16 protein-coding genes are annotated in these 20413 nt (G+C 71.6%); 14 read left to right on the forward strand and 2 right to left on the reverse strand.

Going from position 1 to position 20413, the window contains the following annotated elements:
- Nucleotides 1-88: 88 nt before the first annotated feature.
- The 5 genes from trpC to ACWDN5_RS06230 all read left to right on the forward strand — a co-directional run bounded on the left by trpC (nucleotide 89) and on the right by ACWDN5_RS06230 (nucleotide 4222).
- Nucleotides 89-898: an indole-3-glycerol phosphate synthase TrpC gene (gene trpC / locus ACWDN5_RS06210; protein ID WP_310976495.1), complete on the forward strand. Its 810-nt coding sequence runs from the start codon at nucleotides 89-91 to the stop codon at nucleotides 896-898.
- Nucleotides 877-2103, forward strand: a complete 1227-nt coding sequence (trpB, locus tag ACWDN5_RS06215) for a tryptophan synthase subunit beta (RefSeq protein WP_310976535.1) — start codon at nucleotides 877-879, stop codon at nucleotides 2101-2103. The genes trpC and trpB overlap by 22 nt, the downstream gene beginning before the upstream one ends.
- On the forward strand, nucleotides 2100-2891 hold the full coding sequence (gene trpA, locus ACWDN5_RS06220; RefSeq protein WP_310976493.1) for a tryptophan synthase subunit alpha: 792 nt from the start codon (nucleotides 2100-2102) through the stop codon (nucleotides 2889-2891). Before trpB ends, trpA begins: the two co-directional genes overlap by 4 nt.
- A 75-nt stretch (nucleotides 2892-2966) precedes the next feature.
- The gene (locus ACWDN5_RS06225; RefSeq protein ID WP_449674915.1) at nucleotides 2967-3521 is read left to right on the forward strand and encodes a Uma2 family endonuclease; all 555 of its coding nucleotides are present in this window, start codon (nucleotides 2967-2969) and stop codon (nucleotides 3519-3521) included.
- 47 nt (nucleotides 3522-3568) lie between these two features.
- On the forward strand, nucleotides 3569-4222 hold the full coding sequence (locus tag ACWDN5_RS06230) for a peptidoglycan recognition protein family protein (protein ID WP_449674917.1): 654 nt from the start codon (nucleotides 3569-3571) through the stop codon (nucleotides 4220-4222).
- Here ACWDN5_RS06230 and ACWDN5_RS06235 read toward each other — a convergent pair.
- Nucleotides 4214-5572 carry a glutamine synthetase gene (locus ACWDN5_RS06235; RefSeq protein ID WP_449674920.1) on the reverse strand — a complete coding sequence of 453 codons (1359 nt, stop codon included), beginning with the start codon at nucleotides 5570-5572 and terminating at the stop codon, nucleotides 4214-4216. The two genes, ACWDN5_RS06230 and ACWDN5_RS06235, sit on opposite strands and share 9 nt — an antisense overlap.
- A 71-nt stretch (nucleotides 5573-5643) precedes the next feature.
- Between ACWDN5_RS06235 and ACWDN5_RS06240 the strand changes: the two genes are divergently transcribed.
- From ACWDN5_RS06240 to lgt, 4 genes are read left to right on the forward strand one after another with little or no spacing between them, the layout of a single operon-like run.
- Complete coding sequence (locus tag ACWDN5_RS06240) at nucleotides 5644-7071, forward strand: APC family permease (protein ID WP_449674922.1); 1428 nt, start codon at nucleotides 5644-5646, stop codon at nucleotides 7069-7071.
- Nucleotides 7068-8192: an amidohydrolase family protein gene (locus ACWDN5_RS06245; RefSeq protein ID WP_449674924.1), complete on the forward strand. Its 1125-nt coding sequence runs from the start codon at nucleotides 7068-7070 to the stop codon at nucleotides 8190-8192. Before ACWDN5_RS06240 ends, ACWDN5_RS06245 begins: the two co-directional genes overlap by 4 nt.
- The gene (locus ACWDN5_RS06250) at nucleotides 8189-9358 is read left to right on the forward strand and encodes a M20 metallopeptidase family protein (protein WP_310976485.1); all 1170 of its coding nucleotides are present in this window, start codon (nucleotides 8189-8191) and stop codon (nucleotides 9356-9358) included. Before ACWDN5_RS06245 ends, ACWDN5_RS06250 begins: the two co-directional genes overlap by 4 nt.
- Nucleotides 9359-9376: 18 nt before the next feature.
- Nucleotides 9377-10396, forward strand: a complete 1020-nt coding sequence (gene lgt, locus ACWDN5_RS06255) for a prolipoprotein diacylglyceryl transferase (protein WP_449674926.1) — start codon at nucleotides 9377-9379, stop codon at nucleotides 10394-10396.
- Nucleotides 10397-10399: 3 nt separating this feature from the next.
- On the opposite strand, the gene ACWDN5_RS06260 is transcribed toward lgt, so the two are convergent.
- A complete protein-coding gene (locus ACWDN5_RS06260) occupies nucleotides 10400-11185 on the reverse strand; it encodes an SDR family oxidoreductase (protein ID WP_449674927.1) in 786 nt (261 codons plus the stop codon).
- Between the two features lie 300 nt (nucleotides 11186-11485).
- Here ACWDN5_RS06260 and gltB point away from each other — a divergent pair, with 300 nt between their 5' ends.
- The 5 genes from gltB to ACWDN5_RS06285 all read left to right on the forward strand — a co-directional run bounded on the left by gltB (nucleotide 11486) and on the right by ACWDN5_RS06285 (nucleotide 20412).
- Nucleotides 11486-16039, forward strand: a complete 4554-nt coding sequence (gene gltB, locus ACWDN5_RS06265; protein ID WP_449674929.1) for a glutamate synthase large subunit — start codon at nucleotides 11486-11488, stop codon at nucleotides 16037-16039.
- On the forward strand, nucleotides 16032-17540 hold the full coding sequence (locus ACWDN5_RS06270; RefSeq protein ID WP_310976480.1) for a glutamate synthase subunit beta: 1509 nt from the start codon (nucleotides 16032-16034) through the stop codon (nucleotides 17538-17540). The genes gltB and ACWDN5_RS06270 overlap by 8 nt, the downstream gene beginning before the upstream one ends.
- Nucleotides 17541-17702: 162 nt before the next feature.
- Nucleotides 17703-18584: a trypsin-like serine peptidase gene (locus tag ACWDN5_RS06275; RefSeq protein WP_449674931.1), complete on the forward strand. Its 882-nt coding sequence runs from the start codon at nucleotides 17703-17705 to the stop codon at nucleotides 18582-18584.
- Between the two features lie 82 nt (nucleotides 18585-18666).
- Nucleotides 18667-20061: an alpha/beta hydrolase gene (locus tag ACWDN5_RS06280; RefSeq protein ID WP_449674933.1), complete on the forward strand. Its 1395-nt coding sequence runs from the start codon at nucleotides 18667-18669 to the stop codon at nucleotides 20059-20061.
- Between the two features lie 39 nt (nucleotides 20062-20100).
- Nucleotides 20101-20412 (forward strand): hypothetical protein, encoded by a 312-nt coding sequence (locus tag ACWDN5_RS06285; protein WP_449674935.1) that lies wholly within the window; start codon nucleotides 20101-20103, stop codon nucleotides 20410-20412.
- Nucleotide 20413 lies beyond the last annotated feature (1 nt).

The raw sequence follows: 20413 nt of genomic DNA on the forward strand, positions 1-20413 counted from the left end.
GTTAGCATCGTTTCGGCGGGAAGGGGAAGGTTTTTGTGAGCGACCTTGCGAGTGAATCCGTGAGCACGCGCCCTGGTGGGGGCGCCCGGTGAGCGTGCTCGAAGACATTGTCGCCGGCGTGCGGGAAGACCTCGCCGTGCGGGAATCCGCGCTGCCGTTCGACGAGCTGAAGCTCCGCGCGGCCGCCGCCCCGGCGCCGCGCGACGTGATGGCCGCCCTGCGCGAGTCCGGCATCGGCGTCATCGCCGAAGTCAAGCGGCGCAGCCCTTCGAAGGGCGAGCTGGCCGACATCCCCGACCCGGCCGCGCTGGCGAAGGACTACGAAGCCGGCGGGGCGCGCGTGATCAGCGTGCTCACCGAGCAGCGCCGCTTCGGCGGTTCGCTGGCCGACCTGGACGCGGTCCGCGCCGCGGTGGACATCCCCATCCTGCGCAAAGACTTCATCGTCAGCCCGTACCAGGTGCACGAGGCCCGCCTGCACGGCGCCGACATGGTGCTGCTGATCGTCGCCGCGCTGGAGCAGAACGCGCTCGTCGCCCTGCTCGACCGCGTCGAATCGCTCGGCATGACCGCGCTGGTGGAGATCCACAACGCCGAGGAGGCCGACCGGGCCCTCGAGGCGGGCGCCAAGGTCATCGGCGTCAACGCGCGCAACCTGCACACCCTCGAGGTGGACCGCGACGTCTTCTCGCGCCTGGCCCCCGGCCTGCCGATGGACGTCTACAAGGTCGCCGAATCCGGCGTGCGCGGCCCGGGCGACCTGATGTCCTACGCCGGCCACGGCGCCGACGCGGTGCTGGTCGGCGAGGGGCTCGTCGCGTCCGGCGACCCGAAGGGTGCGCTGGTCAAGCTGGTCACCGCCGGGTCCCACCCCGCCTGCCCGAGGCCGTCGCGGTGACGGAACACGGCAAGCACGACCCGGACGAGCGCGGCTACTACGGCCCGTACGGCGGGCGGTTCATGCCGGAGGCGCTGATCGGCGTCGTCGACGAGGTCGCCACCGAGTACGAGAAGGCCCGCCACGACCCCGAGTTCCTGAACGAGTTCAACCGCCTGCTGCGCGAGTACGCCGGACGTCCGTCGCTGCTCACCGAGGCCAAGCGCTTCGGCGAGCACGCCGGCGGCGCGCGCGTGTTCCTCAAGCGCGAGGACCTGAACCACACCGGCTCCCACAAGATCAACAACGTGTTGGGCCAGGCGTTGCTCACCAAGCGGATGGGCAAGAAGCGGGTCATCGCCGAGACCGGCGCGGGCCAGCACGGCGTCGCGACGGCCACCGCGTGCGCGCTGCTCGACCTCGACTGCGTCGTCTACATGGGCGAGGTCGACACCGAGCGCCAGGCGCTGAACGTGGCCCGCATGCGGCTGCTGGGCGCCGAGGTGATCCCGGTCAAGACCGGGTCGCGGACGCTGAAGGACGCGATCAACGAGGCGCTGCGCGACTGGGTCACCAACGCCGACAGCACGCACTACCTGTTCGGCACGGCGGCCGGCCCGGCGCCGTTCCCGACCATGGTGCGCAACTTCCACCACGTCATCGGCGAAGAGGCCCGCGCGCAGATCCTCGAGCAGGCCGGGCGCCTGCCCGACGTCGTCGCGGCCTGCGTCGGCGGCGGGTCGAACGCGATCGGCATCTTCTCGGGCTTCTACGACGACCCGTCGGTGCGGCTGGTCGGCCTCGAGCCGGGTGGCGAGGGCATCGAGGGCAACCGCCACGGCGCGACGCTCACGAAGGGGACGCCGGGCAACCTGCACGGCGCGATGACGTACCTGCTGCAGGACGAGGACGGCCAGACGGTCGAGTCGCACTCGATCTCGGCCGGGCTCGACTACCCGGGCGTCGGCCCGGAACACGCGTGGCTGAAGGACACCGGCCGCGCCGAGTACCGCCCGGTGACCGACGCCGAGGCGATGGACGCGTTCAAGCTGCTGTCCCGCACCGAGGGCATCATCCCGGCGATCGAGTCGGCGCACGCGCTGGCCGGCGCGCTGGAACTGGGCCGCGAGCTGGGCCCTTCGGGTCTCATCGTGGTGAACCTCTCCGGCCGCGGCGACAAGGACATGGACACGGCGGCCAAGTGGTTCGGACTGGTGAACGAATGAGCGGGCTGGACGACCTCTTCGCCTCGACGCGCGCCGAGGGCCGCGCCGCACTGGTCGGCTACCTCCCGGCGGGCTTCCCGACGGTGGCCGGCTCGAAGGACCTGATCGCGGCCTGCGTCGACGGCGGCGCGGACCTGATCGAGGTCGGCGTCCCGTATTCGGACCCGGTGATGGACGGCCCGACGATCCAGGCGGCCTCGGTGACGGCGCTGGACAACGGCTTCCGCCTCAAGCACGTGTTCGAGGTGGTCGAATCGGTGTCCGCCCGCGGCGGCCGCGCGGTCGTGATGACGTACTGGAACCCGGTGAACCGCTACGGCGTGGACCGGTTCGCCCGCGACCTGGCCTCGGCGGGCGGCCTGGGCTTGATCACGCCGGACCTGATCCCGGACGAGGCCGGCGCCTGGATGACGGCTTCGAAGGAGCACGGCCTGGACCGCACGTTCCTGGTGGCGCCGTCGTCGTCGGAGGAGCGCCTGGCGTTGACGGCGGCCGCGTCGTCGGGGTTCATCTACGCGACCGCGGTGATGGGCGTGACCGGCGCCCGCGACCAGGTCGGCGCGGGAGCGGAAGAGCTGGTCCGCCGCACGAGGGCGCACACGTCGTTGCCGATCGGCGTGGGTCTGGGTGTCCGCTCGGGCGACCAGGCGGCCGAGGTGGCTTCGTTCGCGGACGCGGTGATCGTGGGTTCCGCCCTGGTCACGGCGGCGGCCGAGGGCGCTGACGGCGTGCGTGCGTTGTCGGCGGAGCTGGCGGAGGGTGTGCGCCGGGCGGTCGCGACCGCGTGAGCCGGCGCGCTGTCGCACCCGTGTGACACCCATCGCTCGATCAGACCTGTCGGTGGTGGTCTGCATACTCCTCGTGTGCTGATCCAGAACGCGCTTTTCCTGCCGCCACGACCGGGTGGCTGGACCGTCGACGAAGTCCTCGCTCTGCCCGAGGCGCAAACCCTGGCGCAGCGGATCGAACTCGTTGACGGAGCACTCGTCGTGAGCCCGTGGCCAGACCTGGAGCACCAGCGGCTTCTGGGGAAGGTCCAAGCCGCCTTGGCGCCTGCCTTGCCGGACGACACCGAGCTGCTCCCCGGCGTGAACGTGCGGATCGGACCACAACGGCTGCTGATCCCCGATCTGGTGATTCTCAACTGCCCCGGCGTCGACACCGTCGCCTACGCAGCGAGCGATGTCCTGCTGGCCGCGGAGATCGTCTCACCGTCGACCAAAATCCAGGACAGGGTCCTCAAGCGGGCCATCTACGCCGAAGCCCTGATCCCGTACTACCTCCTGGTCGAACCCGGCGACCCCATCGCGGCGACCCTGTTCGAGCTCCACGGCGGCGAGTACGAACCCATCGCCAAGAGCGACAAAACGGATCTCGCCCTCACTCGCCCCTTCACCGCCACAATCCGCCTCGCCTGACCCGCCTTTGTACGAAAGCTGTACACCTCCGCGGCAAAGTCCGCGCCATGGACATCGCACACCTCCCGCGGCGCAGCTTCCTCCGCGGTGCCGCCGGGCTCGCCGTCGCCGGGGCCGCCGGCCTGGTCCTCCCCCGAGCCGCCCAAGCCGCCACTGAGCCGCGGATCTACAGCTGTGCCGAGTGGGGTGCCCGCCCGCCCGCCGATGCGCTCACCACGCTCGACCACCCCGCGAACCGGATCCTCATCCACCACATCGCCAGCGCCAACAGCACCGACTACTCGCTCGCCCACGCCTTCCAGGTCGCGCGCGACGACCAGCACGACCACATCGACAACAACCACTGGTCCGACACCGGCCAGCACTTCACCGTCAGCCGCGGCGGGTACCGGCTCGAAGGGCGGCACGGCAGCCTCGACGCGCTGCGCGGCCGGAGCACCATGATCCAGGGCGCGCACTGCCCCGGGCAGAACACCAACGCCATCGGCATCGAAAACGAAGGCCTCTACACCAGCGTCGAACCACCGCAGCCGCAGTGGGCATCGCTCGTCGTCTTCTGCGCCTACATCTGCCGCCAGTACGGCATCCCCGTCGAAGAGATCAAGGGCCACCGCGACTACTACAACACCGAATGCCCGGGTGACCGGCTCTACGCGAAGCTCCCGCAGCTCCGGAGCGAGGTCGCGAAAGCCCTAATGTAGGTACCGCATCACGGCGCACAGCTCGTCCGGCGGCAACGCACCCAGCCGGTCGAGCTCGCCGCGGCGGACGTCCATCAACGTCGTCGCCAGCTCGGGGCCGAACGCCGATGTCAGGGCCGAGTCCGCCTCGAACGCCGTCACCGCTTCGGTCAGCGACGCCGGCAGCCGCGACGCCGAGGGGAGCGTTCCCGGGTCGACGTCGACCGGGTCCGGCAGCGTCGCCTCCTCCGAAACCCCGGCCAGGCCGGCGAAGATCAGGGCCGCCACCAGCAGGTACGGGTTCGCCGTCAGGTCGAAGCACTTGACCTCGAAGTTCGCCGCCCGGTCGCGCTGCCCGGCCGGGCCCTGGACCAGCCGCAGCGGCGCCTCGCGGTTCTCCAGGCCCCACGCGTGGAACACCCCGGCCCAGTGGTGCGGCTCGAGCCGCAGGTAGCTGACCACCGAAGGCGCGCCGATCGCCAGCAGCGCCGGCAGCCGGGCCAGGATCCCGGCGCCGAACGCCTCCGCCGTCTCGGTGAGCCCGAACCGCCGGTCGCCGCCGGCGCACAGGTTGCGGTCGCCGTCCCATAGGCTCAGGTGGACGTGGCCGCCGTTGCCGACGCCGTCCGGGGCGAACTTCGGCGTGAACGACGCCCGCAGCCCGTGGTGCTCGCTGACCGTCCGGATCGTCTCGCGCGTCAGCACGGCGACGTCCGCCGCGCGCACCGGGTCGCCCGCCGCCACCGACACCTCGAACTGCCCGGCCGCGTACTCGGGGTGGATCTGTTCCACCGCGACCCCCTGGGCGGCCAGCGTCGACACCAGCGTCCGCAGGTAGCGCGCCTGCGAAGACAGCCGCGCGTAGCCGTAGGCCGGGCCGGCGGTGGCCGAGCGCGGATCGTCCGGCGCGTCGGCCGCCGTGACCACCCACTCGATCTCGAACGCCGTCCGCACGTTGTAGCCCAGCTCCGCGAGCCGGGCCGTCGCGGCCGCCGCCAGCGCCCGCGCGTCCTGCGGGTGCGGCTCGCCTTCCTGGTCGTAGCGCCAGGCCGGCGCCCACGCCCAGCCGGGCTGCGCGGCCAGCGGCACGAGCGCGTCGAGGTCCGGGTGCAGCCGCAGGTCGCCGACCGGGCCGCGCGAGTACTCGCCGCCCACGATGTCGTCGGTGGCCAGGAAGAAGTCGAACGAGTTCGACGCGCCGACGCCCCACGCCGCCGCCGACCACAGCCGGTCCACCGGGACCGCCTTCACCCGCGCGATGCCGCTGTTGTCCACGAAGGTCAGCGCGACGAGCTCCACGCCGGCGGCGCGCAGGCCGTCGGCCCGGAGTGCGCCCTGTTGCGCGAGTTCTGCCCGATCGAGCTGGCTCATCCTGCCCCCGTCGATGTTCACTGGGTCGGTTGCTTGCGCTGAGTCAATGGCTTGCGAGTGAGGTGGAGATCGTGTCAGACACCGTCGAAACCCGTCCAGGGCTACGCCGATCCCTCTCCGTCTGGCAGGCCGTCGGCCTGTCCGTGGCGCTGATGGCCCCGAGCATGGCCGCCAACATCAACCCCCAGCAGACCGCCGCGGCCGCCGGCCGGGCGGTGCCGCTCGCCTTCCTGCTCTCCGCGGTCGGCGTCCTGCTGGTCGCGTACGGCTTCGTCAAGCTCTGCCGGCACTACCAGCACGCCGGGTCGGTGTACGCCTTCGTCGGCGCGACCCTCGGCCCGCGCGCGGGGGTCGTCTCGGGCATCGGGCTGCTCGGGACGTACACGTTCTACGCCGTCGTCACCAGCTCGGCGGCGGGCACGCTGGGCACGGCTTTCCTGACGCAGACCGGGATCTGGCCGGAGCCGCCGTCCTGGGGCCCGTTCGTGCTGACCGCCGTGGCGTTGATCGGCGCCTGGCTGCTGTCCGTGGTGCCCGCGCGCCGCGGCACGAGCACCCTGCTCGCCGTCGAAGGCGCGACGATCGCGGTGATCCTGCTGGTCACCGTGGTGATCGGGGTCCGGCTCGTCGCCGGGAACGCCCCCGGCGGCGCCCGGTTCACGATGGAGGTCTTCGTCCCGGAAACCGGGCTGTCCGGGGTGTTCCTCGGCGCGGTCTTCGGCTTCCTGTCGTTCGCCGGGTTCGAAGCCGCCGCGACGCTCGGCGAGGAAACCCACGACCCGAAGCGCAACATCCCGCGCGCGATCCTCGGCACGGCCCTCTTCGGCGGCCTCTACTTCGTGGTGGTGACGGCCGTGGAGATGATGGCGTTCGGCAGCGACGCGAGCGCGTTCCACGACTCGCCGTCCCTGCTCGGCGACCTCGGCAGCCGGTACGCGGGCGCCTGGGTCGGCGACGTCATCAGCGTCGGTGCCGCGATCAGCGCGTTCGGCTGCTGCCTCGCCTGCGTCGTCGGCGGTTCGCGGCTGCTCTACGCCCTGGGCCGCGACGCCGGTGGCGGCCTCGGCCGGACGTCCTCGCGCGGTACCCCGGTGGCCGCGGTGAGCGTCGTGACCGCCGCGGCGGCGCTGATCATCGTGGTGTGCGCAGTCTTCTTCGGCGCGACGGCGTCGGACACGTTCGCCTGGTCGGGCTCGATCGGGACCCTCATCCTGCTGGTCATCTACCTGCTCACGACGATCGGCGCGATCCTGCTGCTGTTCGTGAAGCGCCGGATGCGCGTGCCGGGGTGGCACCTCGTCTTCCCGATCGGCGCGCTCGCCGTGCTCGGGTACACCGTGTACGTCAACGTCGTGCCGTACCCCACCGAAGGCCCGGCGCGGTGGTTCCCGGTGGTGGCCGCGGCGGTGCTGGTGCTCGCGGTGATCGCCGTCCTGTCCGCGCCGCGGTTCGCTCGTAGGGTGGGGGAGAGGCTGACGAACGCGGACGGAGGCGCATGACGAGTTTGCTCCCGTTCGTCGCGGATCTGCCGCTGGTGGACCACCACTGCCACGGCGTCGTCACCCGGGACGTGACCCGCGCGGACTTCGAAGCGATGCTGACCGAGGCCGACGCGCCGTCACCGCTGGGGACGAGCCTGTTCGACTCGCTGATCGGGCTGGCCGTGCGCGCCCGCTGCGCGCCCGTGCTCGACCTGCCCGAGCACGCCCCGGCCGAGGTCTACCTCGAACGCCGCGCCGAACTGGGCGCGGCCGAGGTGGCCCGGCGGTTCCTGCGGGCCACCGGGACGACCGCCTTCCTGCTGGACGGCGGCTTCCTGCCGGACGCGCTGACCACCACGCCGCAGTTCGCCGAGCTCGCGGGCACCCGCGCGCACGACGTCGTCCGGCTGGAACAGGTGGCGGAGGCGGTGATCGGGGGAGCCACGGCAGCCGGGTTCGCCGGGGCCTTCGCCGACGAGCTGGGGAAACGCGCGGCCACGGCCGTCGGGCTCAAGTCGATCGCGGCCTACCGCGTCGGCCTGGAGCTGGCCGGGGAGCGGCCGTCGCCGGCGGAGGTCGAGGCCGCCGCCGGGCGGTGGCTCGCCGCGGGCGGCGGGCGGCTGGCCGACGAGGTGCTGCACCGCCACCTCGTGTTCACCGGCCTCGACCTGGGCCTGCCGGTGCAGTTCCACGTCGGCTACGGCGACTCCGACGTCGACCTGCACCGGTGCGACCCGCTGCTGCTCACCGGGCTGCTGCGGGCGACCCGTGGCCGCGGTGTGCCCATCCTGTTGCTGCACAACTACCCGTTCCACCGCCACGCGGCGTATCTGGCGCAGGTCTTCGAGCACGTGTTCGTCGACGCCGGGCTCATCACGCACAACGCGGGCTTCCGGGCGCCGGCCGTGCTGGCCGAGCTCCTGGAGCTCGCGCCGTTCGGGAAGGTGCTCTTCTCCACCGACGCTTTCGGCCTGGCCGAGCTGTACCACCTGGGCACGGCCCTGTTCCGGCAGGGCCTGTCGGACTTCCTGCGTGCCGCGCTGGCCGCGGACGCGATGTCCGAAAAGGACGCCGTCCGGCTGTGTGCTTTGGTGGGACACGAGAACGCGAAGAGGATCTACCGCTTGGAGCACGTGTGAGTGATCTGTGGACCCGGTGGACGCAGGCGATCGCCGACGAACTGCCCGCCGCCGTCGAGCTCCGGCACGCCGTGCACGCCGACCCGCGCGGCTCCGGTGACGAGGAGGACACCGCCCGCCTGGTCGCCGGCGCGCTCGGCGCGGGCGACGGCACTCGGATCGCCAAGACCGGGCGCGCCATCCCGCTGCCCGGCGGGGCCGGCCCGGCCGTGGCGCTGCGGGCCGAGCTCGACGCCCTGCCGGTGCTGGAGGGCACCGGCGTGCCGTGGGCGTCCGGGAACGAGTTCATGCACGCGTGCGGTCACGACGTCCACCTCGCCGCGCTGGTCGCCGTCGGCCGGGCCGCGCAGCGCGTCGGCGTGCCGAGGCCGATCCTGGCGCTGCTGCAGCCGCGGGAGGAGACGTCGCCGCCGGGCGCGCTCGACGTCGTCGAGTCCGGGGTGCTGGCCGAGCACGGCGTCGACGCGGTGATCGGCGCGCACGTCCAGCCGCGGATCGCGCACGGCGTCGTCTCGGCGGTGCCGGGGCCGGTCAACGCCTCCACCGACGAGTTCGAGGTGACGATGCACGGCCAGGGCGGCCACGCCGGCTACCCGCACCTGCTGCGCGACCCGATCCTGGCGCTGTCCCAGCTGGTGGTGAGCCTGCAGCAGGTCGCGTCCCGCCGGATCGACCCGGTGTTCGGCGCGGTCTGCTCGATCGGCCGCATCCAGGGCGGCGCGGCGGCCAACGTCGTTCCCAACAGCGCGAGCGCGTTCGGCTCGCTGCGCCTGATGCGCACGAAGGACCGCGAACGGGCCCTGGAAACGCTGGCGGAGATCGTCCACGGCACCGCGCGGGCCCACGGCTGCACGGCCGAGCTGGAGATCAGCCCCTGCGAGCCGGTCCTGGACAACGACGCGGCACTGGCCTCGGGCGCGCAGCGGTGGCTGCGGCACGCGGGCTTCGTCGTCGACGAGGGGTTCCGCTCGTTCGGCGCCGACGACTTCGCCCACTACTGCGGCGGCGGCACCCGCGGGCTGATGCTGTTCGTCGGCCTCGGCGACACGGCGGGCGTGCCGAGCCTGCACGACGAGCGCTTCCTGCCGCGTGACCAAGCCGTCACCCAGGTCGCCCACGCGCTGGTGGCGGGGTACCTGGCCGCCTTGGAGGCTCCGGTGCCTTAGCGCTACGGTGGCCGCGTGATGAGCGCCTACCTCGCGACGATCCCGAGCCCCGACCGCGGTGTCTGGCACCTGGGACCGATCCCGCTCCGCGCGTACGCCCTGTGCATCATCGCCGGCATCATCGTGGCGATCTGGTGGGGCGAGCGCCGGTGGATCGCCCGCGGCGGCACCAAGGGCACGGTGATCGACATCGCGGTGTTCGCGGTGCCGTTCGGCCTGGTCGGCGGCCGGTTGTACCACGTGATCACCGACCCCGAGCTGTACTTCACCGAGGGCCGCAACCCGTGGAACGCGTTCGCGATCTGGGACGGCGGCCTCGGCATCTGGGGCGCGATCGCCCTCGGCGCGGTGGGTGCGCTCATCGCCTGCCGCCGCAAGGGCATCCCGCTGCCGGCGATGGCGGACGCGGTGGCGCCGGGCATCGTCGTCGCGCAGGCGATCGGCCGCATCGGCAACTACTTCAACCAGGAGCTCTACGGCGCGCACACGGACCTGCCGTGGGGCCTGGAGGTCTACCAGCGCTTCAACCCGGAGGACCCGGACAACCTCCTGAACGGCGTCGCGACGGGCCACATCCCGCTGCCGGAGAGCCCGGTCCACCCGACGTTCCTGTACGAGCTGATCTGGAACCTGCTGGTCGCGCTCCTGGTGGTCTGGGCGGACCGCAAGTTCAAGCTCGGCCACGGCCGGGCCTTCGCGCTCTACGTGGCGGGGTACACGGTCGGCCGCGGCTGGATCGAGATGATGCGGACCGACACGGCGAACCACATCCTCGGGCTGCGGGTGAACGTGTGGACGTCGATCCTGCTGTTCGCGGGCGCGGTGGCGTACTTCGTGGTCGCCGGGAAGCGCGGGCCGCGGGAGGCGCCGGAGACCCTGGTCAGCAAGGACGCCGCGGGGCCGGACGAGGTCCCGGCTTCGGAGGCCCCGGCCGAGCAGCCCGAGGCCGAGCCCGCCAAGGTCACGGCCGACGTTCCGGCCGAGAAGCCCGCGGAGGAGATCCCGGCCGAAGAGCCGAAGAAGACCGACGAGAGCTGAGCGTCAGAGGTCCGGCAGGCCCAGCTCCAGGTTCGGCGCCTGCAGCCCGCCGTCGACCTCGAGGATCTTGCCGGTGATGTACCCGCCGGCCCGGGACGCCAGGAACACCACCGTCGCCGCGATGTCCTCCGCCTCGCCGATCTTGCCCAGCGGTGTCGCGCCCTCCATCTTGGCGCGCAGCTCCGGGTTGCCCACCACGATCTCCAGGGCCGACGTCGCCACCGAACCCACCGAGATGGCGTTCACCCGGACGCGAGGGGCCAGGTCCGCCGCCGCCAGGCGCGTGTAGTGGGCCAGGGCCGCCTTCGCCGTTCCGTAGGCCGCGAAGCCCCGGCCCGCGAGGCGGCCCATGACCGAGGAAATGTTGACCACCGAGCCGCCCGTCTCCAGCAGCGAGGGTGCCGCCGCCACCGTCAGCGCGTGGGCCGTCGCCACGTTGAAGCGGAACGCTTCCTCCATGAAGTCCACCGACGACTCCAGCAGGGGCCGCGGGTACGTGCCGCCCACGTTGTTGACCACCAGGTCGAGCCGGCCGAACTCCGAGACCGCCGTCTCGGCCAGCGCGGCCGCCGCCGCCGGTGAGGACAGGTCCCCCGGCACCGGGAAAGCGCGCCGGCCGGCCTCGGAAACCCGGGCCGCGACCTCGTCGAGCTGGGCGGCGGTCCGGGACGCGATCACCACGTCGGCGCCCGCTTCGGCGAGGGCCACGGCGGTGGCCGCACCGATCCCGCGCCCTGCTCCGGTGACCACCGCGACCTGGTCGGTGAGCTTGAACCGATCGAGGATCATGCGGCGAAATGTAACACGTTCTAGTGACCGCGGACACAGCGAGCCGATCAGGTCACGGTAGACTCGACCGGAGTTTCCGGGCCGTATACTTAGCGGAACGAACTACCGGAAGCCCATCAGGAACTACGTCGTTCCGCGCAGCCAGATCGTTACCGTCCGACGCCGTCCGGGGCGCTCTGAGATGCTGCTGGCATGTTTCCCAGGTGTTAAAGTCGCGCTAACAAGCGGGCCATCGTCGTCCCGTGCGCTCCCCGGCCGGTAGCCCGGCCCCGCACGAACAAGACGACGAAGGAGGTCCCGTTGATCTTCTCCGCCATGCCCGGCAAGCAGGGTCTGTACGACCCGGAGACCGAGCAGGACTCCTGCGGTGTGGCCATGGTGGCCGACATCCGCGGGCGCCGTTCCCACGGCATCGTCACCGACGGCCTGGCCGCGCTGACCAACCTCGACCACCGCGGCGCCGCGGGCGCCGAGCCCACCTCCGGCGACGGCGCCGGCATCCTCCTGCAGCTGCCCGACGCGCTGCTGCGCGCCGAGGCCGGCTTCGAACTGCCCGCGCCCGGCGAAGACGGCCACCACTCCTACGCCGCCGGCATCGCGTTCCTGCCCCAGGACGCCGAGCAGCGCCGCAAGGCCGTGGGGCTGGCCGAACGCATCGCCGTCGAAGAGGGCCTGGAGGTCCTCGGCTGGCGCGAGGTCCCGGTCGACGCCGATCGCGCCGACATCGGCCCGACCGCCCGCTCGGTCATGCCGCACTTCGCCATGCTTTTCGTCACCGCCGACGGAAAATCCGGCCTCGAGCTGGATCGGCTGGCCTTCTGTCTGCGCAAGCGCGTCGAGAACGAGAGCGCGAACGCCGGCTGCGGCACGTACTTCCCGTCCCTGTCCTCGCGGACGATCGTCTACAAGGGCATGGTGACACCGGAGCAGCTGCCCGCGTTCTTCGCCGACCTCCGCGACGAACGCCTGGAAAGCGCCATCGCGCTGGTGCACTCCCGCTTCTCCACCAACACCTTCCCGTCGTGGCCGCTGGCCCACCCGTTCCGGTTCGTCGCCCACAACGGCGAAATCAACACCATCCGCGGCAACCGCAACCGCATGCGGGCCCGCGAGGCGCTGCTCGAATCCGACGTCCTCCCCGGCGACCTGTCCCGGCTGTTCCCGATCTGCTCGCCGGACGCGTCGGACTCGGCGTCCTTCGACGAGGTCCTCGAGCTGCTGCACCTGGGCGGCCGGTCGCTGCCGCACGCGGTGCTGATGATGATCCCGGAGGCGTGGGAGAACCACGCCACCATGAAGCCCGAGCGCCGCGCTTTCTACCAGTTCCACGCCAGCCTGATGGAGCCGTGGGACGGCCCCGCGTGCGTCACCTTCACCGACGGCAGCCTGGTCGGCGCGGTCCTGGACCGCAACGGCCTGCGCCCGGCGCGCTGGTGGCGCACGGCCGACGACCGCGTGGTCCTGGCCAGCGAGGCCGGTGTCCTGGACGTCGCCCCGAAGGACGTCGTCGCCAAGGGCCGGCTCAAGCCCGGCCGGATGTTCCTGGTCGACACGGTGGCCGGCCGGATCGTGGACGACGAAGAGGTCAAGTCCGCGCTGGCGAGCGAGCTGCCCTACGACTCGTGGCTGCACGCGGGCCTGCTCCAGATCGCCGAGCTGCCCGACCGCGACCACGTCGTGCAGAGCCACGACTCCGTGCTGCGCCGCCAGCTTTCCTTCGGCTACACCGAAGAAGAGCTCAAGATCCTGCTCGCGCCGATGGCCGAGAAGGGTGCCGAACCGATCGGCTCGATGGGGTCGGACACCCCGCCCGCGGTGCTGTCGCAGCGGTCCCGCCTGCTCTACGACTACTTCAAGCAGAACTTCGCCCAGGTGACCAACCCGCCGCTGGACGCGATCCGCGAGGAGCTCGTCACCTGCATGGCGCGGATCATGGGCCCCGAGCGCAACCTGCTGGCCCCCGGCCCGGCGTCGTGCCGCCACCTGAAGCTGCCGTACCCCGTCATCGACAACGACGAGCTCGCCAAGCTCATCCACATCAACGACGACGGCGACCTCCCCGGCTTCGCCTGCAGCGTCCTTTCCGGACTGTACGAAGTGGACGGTGGCGCGGAAGCGCTCGCGGGCGCGATCGAGCGCGTCCGGCGCGAGGCGTCCGAGGCGATCGCGGCCGGCGCGCGCACGCTCGTGCTGTCCGACCGCGACTCCGACCACCGGATGGCGCCGATCCCGTCGCTGCTGCTGGTTTCCGCGGTGCACCACCACCTGGTCCGCACCAAGGAACGCCTGCGGGTCGCGCTGGTCGTCGAATCCGGTGACGCGCGCGAGGTGCACCATATCGCGCTGCTGCTCGGCTACGGCGCCGCCGCGGTCAACCCGTACCTGGCCTTCGAGACCATCGAAGACATGATCTCCCAGGGCGCGGTCACCGGCATCGAGCCCGCCAAGGCCGTCCGCAACTACGTGTACGCGCTGGTCAAGGGCGTCCTGAAGATCATGTCCAAGATGGGCATCTCCACGGTCGGCGCGTACACCGCCGCCCAGGTCTTCGAATCCCTCGGCCTGAGCCAGGACCTGCTCGACGAGTACTTCACCGGGACGTCGTCGAAGCTCGGCGGCGTCGGCCTGGAGGTGCTCGCCGAAGAGGTCGCGACGCGCCACCGCCGCGCGTACCCGGAGAACCCGACCGACCGCGTCCACCGCGGACTCGAGACGGGCGGCGAGTACGCCTACCGCCGCGAGGGCGAGCTGCACCTGTTCACGCCGGAGACGGTGTTCCTGCTGCAGCACGCGTCCAAGACCGGCCGCGACGAGGTGTACCGCAAGTACACCGACGAGGTGCACCGCCTCTACCGCGAGGGCGGCACGCTGCGCGGGCTGTTCTCGTTCAAGGACGGCGTCCGCGAGCCGGTGCCGCTCGACGAGGTCGAGCCCGCCGAAGCGATCTTCAAGCGCTTCAACACCGGCGCGATGTCCTACGGCTCGATTTCGGCCGAGGCGCACGAGACCCTGGCCATCGCCATGAACCGCATCGGCGGCCGGTCCAACACCGGCGAGGGCGGCGAGGACCCGGAGCGGCTTTACGACCCCGAGCGCCGCAGCGCGATCAAGCAGGTCGCGTCGGGCCGCTTCGGCGTCACCAGCGAGTACCTGGTGAACGCGGACGACATCCAGATCAAGATGGCGCAGGGCGCGAAGCCCGGCGAGGGCGGCCAGCTGCCGCCGAACAAGGTGTACCCGTGGATCGCGCGGACCCGGCACTCGACGCCGGGTGTCGGCCTCATTTCGCCGCCGCCGCACCACGACATCTACTCCATCGAGGACCTGGCCCAGCTGATCCACGACCTCAAGAACGCCAACGAGCACGCCCGCATCCACGTGAAGCTGGTGTCCTCGCTCGGTGTCGGCACGGTCGCGGCCGGCGTGTCCAAGGCGCACGCCGACGTCGTGCTCATCTCCGGCCACGACGGCGGCACCGGCGCGTCCCCGATGAACTCGCTCAAGCACGCGGGCACGCCGTGGGAGATCGGCCTCGCCGAGACCCAGCAGACGCTGCTGCTCAACGGCCTGCGCGACCGGATCACCGTGCAGGTGGACGGCGCCATGAAGACCGGGCGCGACGTCGTCATCGCGGCGCTGCTCGGCGCCGAGGAGTACGGCTTCGCGACGGCCCCGCTCGTCGTCGCGGGCTGCATCATGATGCGCGTCTGCCACCTCGACACGTGCCCGGTCGGCGTCGCCACGCAGAGCCCCGAGCTGCGCAAGCGCTACACCGGCCAGGTCGAGCACGTGGTCAACTTCTTCAAGTTCGTCGCCGAAGAAGTCCGCGAAACCCTGGCCGCGCTGGGTTTCCGCACGCTGGACGAGGCCATCGGCCACGCCGAGCTGCTGGACACCGACGAGGCCGTCGACCACTGGAAGGCGGCCGGGCTCGACCTGAAGCCGATCTTCGAGATGCCGTCGGAGACCCCGTACGGTGGCGCGAAGCGGCGCACCCGCGGCCAGGACCACGGCCTCGAGCACGCCCTGGACCGCACGCTCATCCAGCTCGCCGAGGCGGCCCTCGAAGACGCGCACCACGTCAACATCGAGCTGCCGGTGCGCAACGTCAACCGGACCGTCGGCACGCTGCTCGGCTCGGAGATCACCCGCCGCTACGGCGGCGACGGCCTGCCCGAGAACACCATCAACGTCAAGCTCACCGGTTCGGCGGGCCAGTCGCTCGGCGCGTTCCTGCCGCGCGGCATCACCCTCGACATGGTCGGCGACGCGAACGACTACGTCGGCAAGGGCCTCTCCGGCGGCCGGATCGTCGTCCGCCCCGACCCGGAGGCGACTTTCGCCGCCGAGGCGCAGACGATCGCGGGCAACACGATCGCCTACGGCGCCACCGGCGGCGAGATCTTCCTGCGCGGCCAGGTCGGCGAGCGGTTCTGCGTCCGCAACTCCGGCGCCACGGTCGTCGCCGAAGGGGTCGGCGACCACGCCTTCGAGTACATGACCGGCGGCCGCGCGGTGGTGCTCGGCCCGACCGGGCGCAACCTGGCGGCCGGCATGTCCGGCGGCATCGCCTTCGTCCTCGACGTCGACGCGAAGAAGGTCAACCAGGACATGGTGGACCTGCTGCGCCCGAGCGCGGACGACCTGGCGTGGCTGAAGAAGACCGTGCAACAGCACTACGATCTCACCCGCTCCGCGGTCGCGGCCTCGCTGCTCGGCGACTGGCCGCGCCGGTCCGTGGCGTTCACGAAGGTGATGCCGCGCGACTACCAGCGGGTCCTGGACGCGGCGAAGGCGGCGCGCGCTGCCGGCCGCGACGTCGACGAGGCGATCATGGAGGCCGCTCGTGGCTGACCCGACCGGTTTCCTGAAGTTCGAGCGCGAAGAGCCCGCAAAGAAGTCTTACGAGGAACGGCTTTCCTCGTGGGGCGAGGTCTACGCGGACGTCGACCCGAACGAGCGCAACGAGCAGGTGCGCAAGCAGGCGTCGCGGTGCATGGACTGCGGCATCCCGTTCTGCCACTCCGGGGGGTCCGGCTGCCCGCTGGGCAACCTGATCCCGGAGTGGAACGACCTGGTCCGCCGCGGCGACTGGGCCGCGGCGAGCGACCGGCTGCACGCGACCAACAACTTCCCCGAGTTCACCGGGAAGCTGTGCCCGGCGCCGTGCGAGGCGGGCTGCGTGCTGTCGATCTCGCCACTGTCGGGCGGGCCGGTGTCGATCAAGCGCGTCGAGCAGACGATCGCCGACCAGTCCTGGGAAGCGGGCTACGTCCAGCCGCAGGTGTCCGAAGTGTCCAGCGGCCGCCGGGTGGCGATCGTCGGCTCCGGGCCGGCCGGGCTCGCCGCCGCCCAGCAGCTGACCCGCGCCGGCCACGAGGTGACGGTGTTCGAGCGCGACGACCGCCTCGGCGGGCTGCTGCGCTACGGCATCCCCGAGTTCAAGATGGAGAAGAAGGTCCTCGACCGGCGCCTGGCGCAGCTGCGCAAGGAGGGCACCCGGTTCGTGACGGGCTGCGAGGTCGGCGTCGACTTGTCGGTGGAGGACCTGCGCGCGCAGTACGACGCGGTGGTCCTGGCGGTCGGCGCCCTGCGCGGCCGCGACGACACGACGACCCCGGGCCGCGAGCTGGCGGGCATCCACCTGGCGATGGAGCACCTGGTCCCGGCCAACAAGTTCGTCGAGGGCGACGGCCCGCCCGCGATCGACGCCCGCGGCAAGCACGTGGTGATCATCGGCGGCGGCGACACGGGAGCGGACTCCTACGGAACGGCAACACGCCAGGGCGCGCTGTCGGTGACGCAGCTCGACCAGTACCCGATGCCGCCCTCGGTTCGCGACGACGAGCGGTCGCCGTGGCCGACGTGGCCGTACATCCTGCGCACGTACGCGGCGCACGAGGAGGCGGGCGAGCGCAAGTTCGCGGTGGCGGTGCGCCGGTTCGTCGGGTCTTCCGACGGGCGGGTCACGGCGGTGGAGCTGCAGCAGGTCCGCGTCCAGAAGGATCCCTCTTCCGGCCGTCGCGAGGTCATCCCGGTCAACGACGAGGTCGAGACGCTGCCGGCGGACCTGGTGTTGCTGGCGATCGGCTTCGAGGGCGTCGAGGAGATGCCGCTGCTGTCGGGGCTCGGGTTGTCGTTGACCCGCAGGGGAACGCTGTCGTGCGGCGCGGACTGGCAGACGGAGACGCCCGGGGTGTTCGTCTGCGGTGACGCGCACCGCGGAGCGTCGCTGGTGGTCTGGGCGATCGCGGAGGGCCGTTCGGTGGCCAACGCGGTGGACACGTACCTGACGGGGGCGTCGGACCTCCCGGCCCCGGTGCACCCGACGGCGTTGCCGCTCGCGGTCGTCTGATCTTGTTCCACGAGAAGGCCCCCTCGCCGCCGGTGAGGGGGCCTTCGCCGCGTCCTGAAAGCGTTACGCCGAACGGCGGCTGTGCACTCTGTACACAGACAACTACTTTCGAGTAGCTGTGTCGCCTTTGCGACGATTCACTTCTGCGGAAGGTGGGGCGTCTTGAAGCACACGAAAACCGCGGTGGTCACCGCCATCCTCGCTCTCGCGTTCGCCCTGGTCGGCACCCCGGCCCAGGCGGCACCGAAACCCTTCTGGACGCCCGATGCCATGCGGGCGGCCGTCCCCATGGAGTCGCTCGTCAAAGCCCCGGAAGTCACGCCGAAAGACGTGGCCAAAGGGCAGAGCGCGATCATCCGGAGCATCCCGAACGGCGGGGGACCCTGGACCGGCGGCGGCAAGGTCACGCAGACCGCCGGGCGGGTGTTCTTCCTGTTCAACGGCCAGAAAGCGTCGTGCTCCGGGGACGCCGTCACCAGCACCAACGGCAGCGTCGTCGTCACCGCCGGGCACTGCGTGAAGTACCAGGGCAGCTGGCACACCCAATGGGTCTTCGTGCCCGGCTACAACAACGGCAACGCCCCCTACGGCCAGTGGACGGCGAAGACCACGCTCACCACGCCGCAGTGGGAAGCCAGTGAGGACATGAACTACGACGTCGGCATGGCCGTCGTCAACCCGCTCGACTCGCAGCGGCTCACCGACGTCGTCGGCGCGCAGGGCATCGCCTTCAACCAGCCGAAGAACCAGAACATGTACACCTTCGGCTACCCCGCCGCCGCGCCCTACGACGGGACGAAGCTGATCTACTGCAGCGGCAGCACCTTCACCGACTTCCTGCTGACCAAGGACCACGGCATGAACTGCAACATGACCGGCGGCTCCAGCGGCGGTCCGTGGTTCCTGTCGTTCAACGAGGGCACCGGCACCGGCGTGCAGGCCTCGGTGAACAGCTTCGGCTACACCTTCCTGCCCGGCTACATGTTCGGGCCGTACTTCGGCACCGACGCGCAGAACCTGTACAACCGCGCGCAAGCCGCGTGACCGCACGTCAGCCCAGGGGCGGAGCACGAGTTCCGGTCCCTGGGCTGACGTCCGCGCGCGGCGGGCAGGCCAGGCTCGGGGCATGCGGAAAACCCTGATCGCCCTGGTGTTCCTGCTCGCCGCGCCCCCGGCCGAGGCGGAGGCGGCACCACGGCTCCAGTGGACGACCCCCTGCCCGGACTACGGCTTGTCGCCGTCCCCGACGACCGGCCTCGAATGCGCCACCCTGCGCGTTCCGCTCGACTACGCGCACCCGGACCGGACCATCGAGCTCACGCTCTCCCGCCACGCCGCCGCCCCCGGCGAGAAACGCGGCGTGCTGGTGATGAACCCCGGCGGGCCGGGCAGCCCCGGGCTCGCCATGCCCGCCCAGCTGCTGCAGCGGATGGGCGGCTCCGGCCTGCCGGACGTCTACGACGTCATCGGGTTCGACCCCCGCGGCACCGTCTACAGCACGCCGGTGACCTGCGGCATGACGACGCCGGAGGAGCGCGGCGCGGTCCTCGGCCCCTATGCGGACGGGCCGCGGCACGTTCTCGCCACCGCGGCGAAAGCGCGGGCCGTGGCCGCCCAGTGCGGCAGTGCGTCCACAACGGACCTGCTGCCGCACATGACGACCGCGAACACCGCCCGGGACCTCGACCGGATCCGGGAAGCACTGGGGGAGAAGAAGATCTCCTACTACGGTGTCTCCTACGGCAGCTACCTCGGCGCCGCCTACGCGTCGATGTTCCCGGCCCGCACCGACCGGATCGTGCTCGACAGCGTCCTCGGCCCGCGCGGCCTCGACGTCCGCGCCAACCAGCGCTTCGCGGAAGGCTTCGACGACCGCTTCCCGGACTTCGCCGCGTGGGCGGCCGAGCGCGACGACCTCTACCACCTGGGCCGGACCCCGGCCGCGGTGACGGCGAAGTTCTTCGAGCTCGCCGCCGTCCGCGGGCCCGGATTCCGCGCGAACACCTGGAACGGGCTCTACGACGACGCCTCCTTCCCCGCCGTGGCGCGGGACTGGGCGGGCACCGCGCGCGCCGCGGCCGGGCCGCTCGACGGCGACAACCACGCCGCCCTCCAGCTCCAGGTGCTCTGCAACGACTCCGACTGGCCCGAGCAGGTCGGCTACTACCAGCACGCGGTCGAACGCGAACGGGCGCGGCACCCGATGTTCGGCCCCGCCGCGGCGAACGTGAACCCGTGCGCGTTCTGGCCCGTCGAGCGCGCCGAGCCGCCGGTGCGCGTCGGCGGCCCCGGCCCGGCGAACGTCCTGCTGGTGCAGAACCGGCGCGATCCGGCGACCCCGCTGTCGGGCGCGCGGGAGACGCGGGCGGCGTTCGGGGCCCGCGCGCGGATGATCACCGTCGACGCCGGCGGGCACGGCGTCTTCACGCGGGAAAACGCTTGCGGAAACGAAGCGGTGCTGGGCTATCTGCGTGACGGGGTCTTCCCGGCGGCGGACGGTTCCTGCCAGTCTGGGCGGTGAGGGGGACAATTCCCTCTCGGGGGAATGAGGGGAAAAAACATGAAAAGAATGCTGTTCTTCGTCGTGTCCGTGCTGGCCGCCGCCCTGCTGGCCGCCCCCGCGGCGTCGGCCCGGACCACGTTCTGCATTCCGGAAAGCCTCCGGCTGCTCGGCACGGACGGCAACGACCTCTGCCTCGGGGCCCCGGCACCGTCGATCACGCCGCCGTTCACCGCGTTCGCCGAACAAAACGGCAGTCAGGACACCTGGTGCCTGTACACCGGCCCGAAATACAGTGGATCGATGCTGCGCGTTCCCGCGTTCTCGAGCGCCACCGTGTTCGCGACGTTCGCCTCGGGACGGCCCTGCTGAG

The organism is Amycolatopsis sp. NPDC003731, from assembly GCF_053586895.1.

What these genes read in the sequence shown, in the direction of transcription:
- ACWDN5_RS06260 (WP_449674927.1), bottom strand. Translation starts at nt 11,185, where the DNA reads ATGATCCTCGATCGGTTCAAGCTCACCGACCAGGTCGCGGTGGTCACC.
- ACWDN5_RS06285 (WP_449674935.1), top strand. Translation starts at nt 20,101, where the DNA reads ATGAAAAGAATGCTGTTCTTCGTCGTGTCCGTGCTGGCCGCCGCCCTG.
- ACWDN5_RS06230 (WP_449674917.1), top strand. Translation starts at nt 3,569, where the DNA reads ATGGACATCGCACACCTCCCGCGGCGCAGCTTCCTCCGCGGTGCCGCC.
- lgt (WP_449674926.1), top strand. Translation starts at nt 9,377, where the DNA reads ATGAGCGCCTACCTCGCGACGATCCCGAGCCCCGACCGCGGTGTCTGG.
- ACWDN5_RS06245 (WP_449674924.1), top strand. Translation starts at nt 7,068, where the DNA reads ATGACGAGTTTGCTCCCGTTCGTCGCGGATCTGCCGCTGGTGGACCAC.
- trpA (WP_310976493.1), top strand. Translation starts at nt 2,100, where the DNA reads ATGAGCGGGCTGGACGACCTCTTCGCCTCGACGCGCGCCGAGGGCCGC.
- ACWDN5_RS06235 (WP_449674920.1), bottom strand. Translation starts at nt 5,572, where the DNA reads ATGAGCCAGCTCGATCGGGCAGAACTCGCGCAACAGGGCGCACTCCGG.
- ACWDN5_RS06280 (WP_449674933.1), top strand. Translation starts at nt 18,667, where the DNA reads ATGCGGAAAACCCTGATCGCCCTGGTGTTCCTGCTCGCCGCGCCCCCG.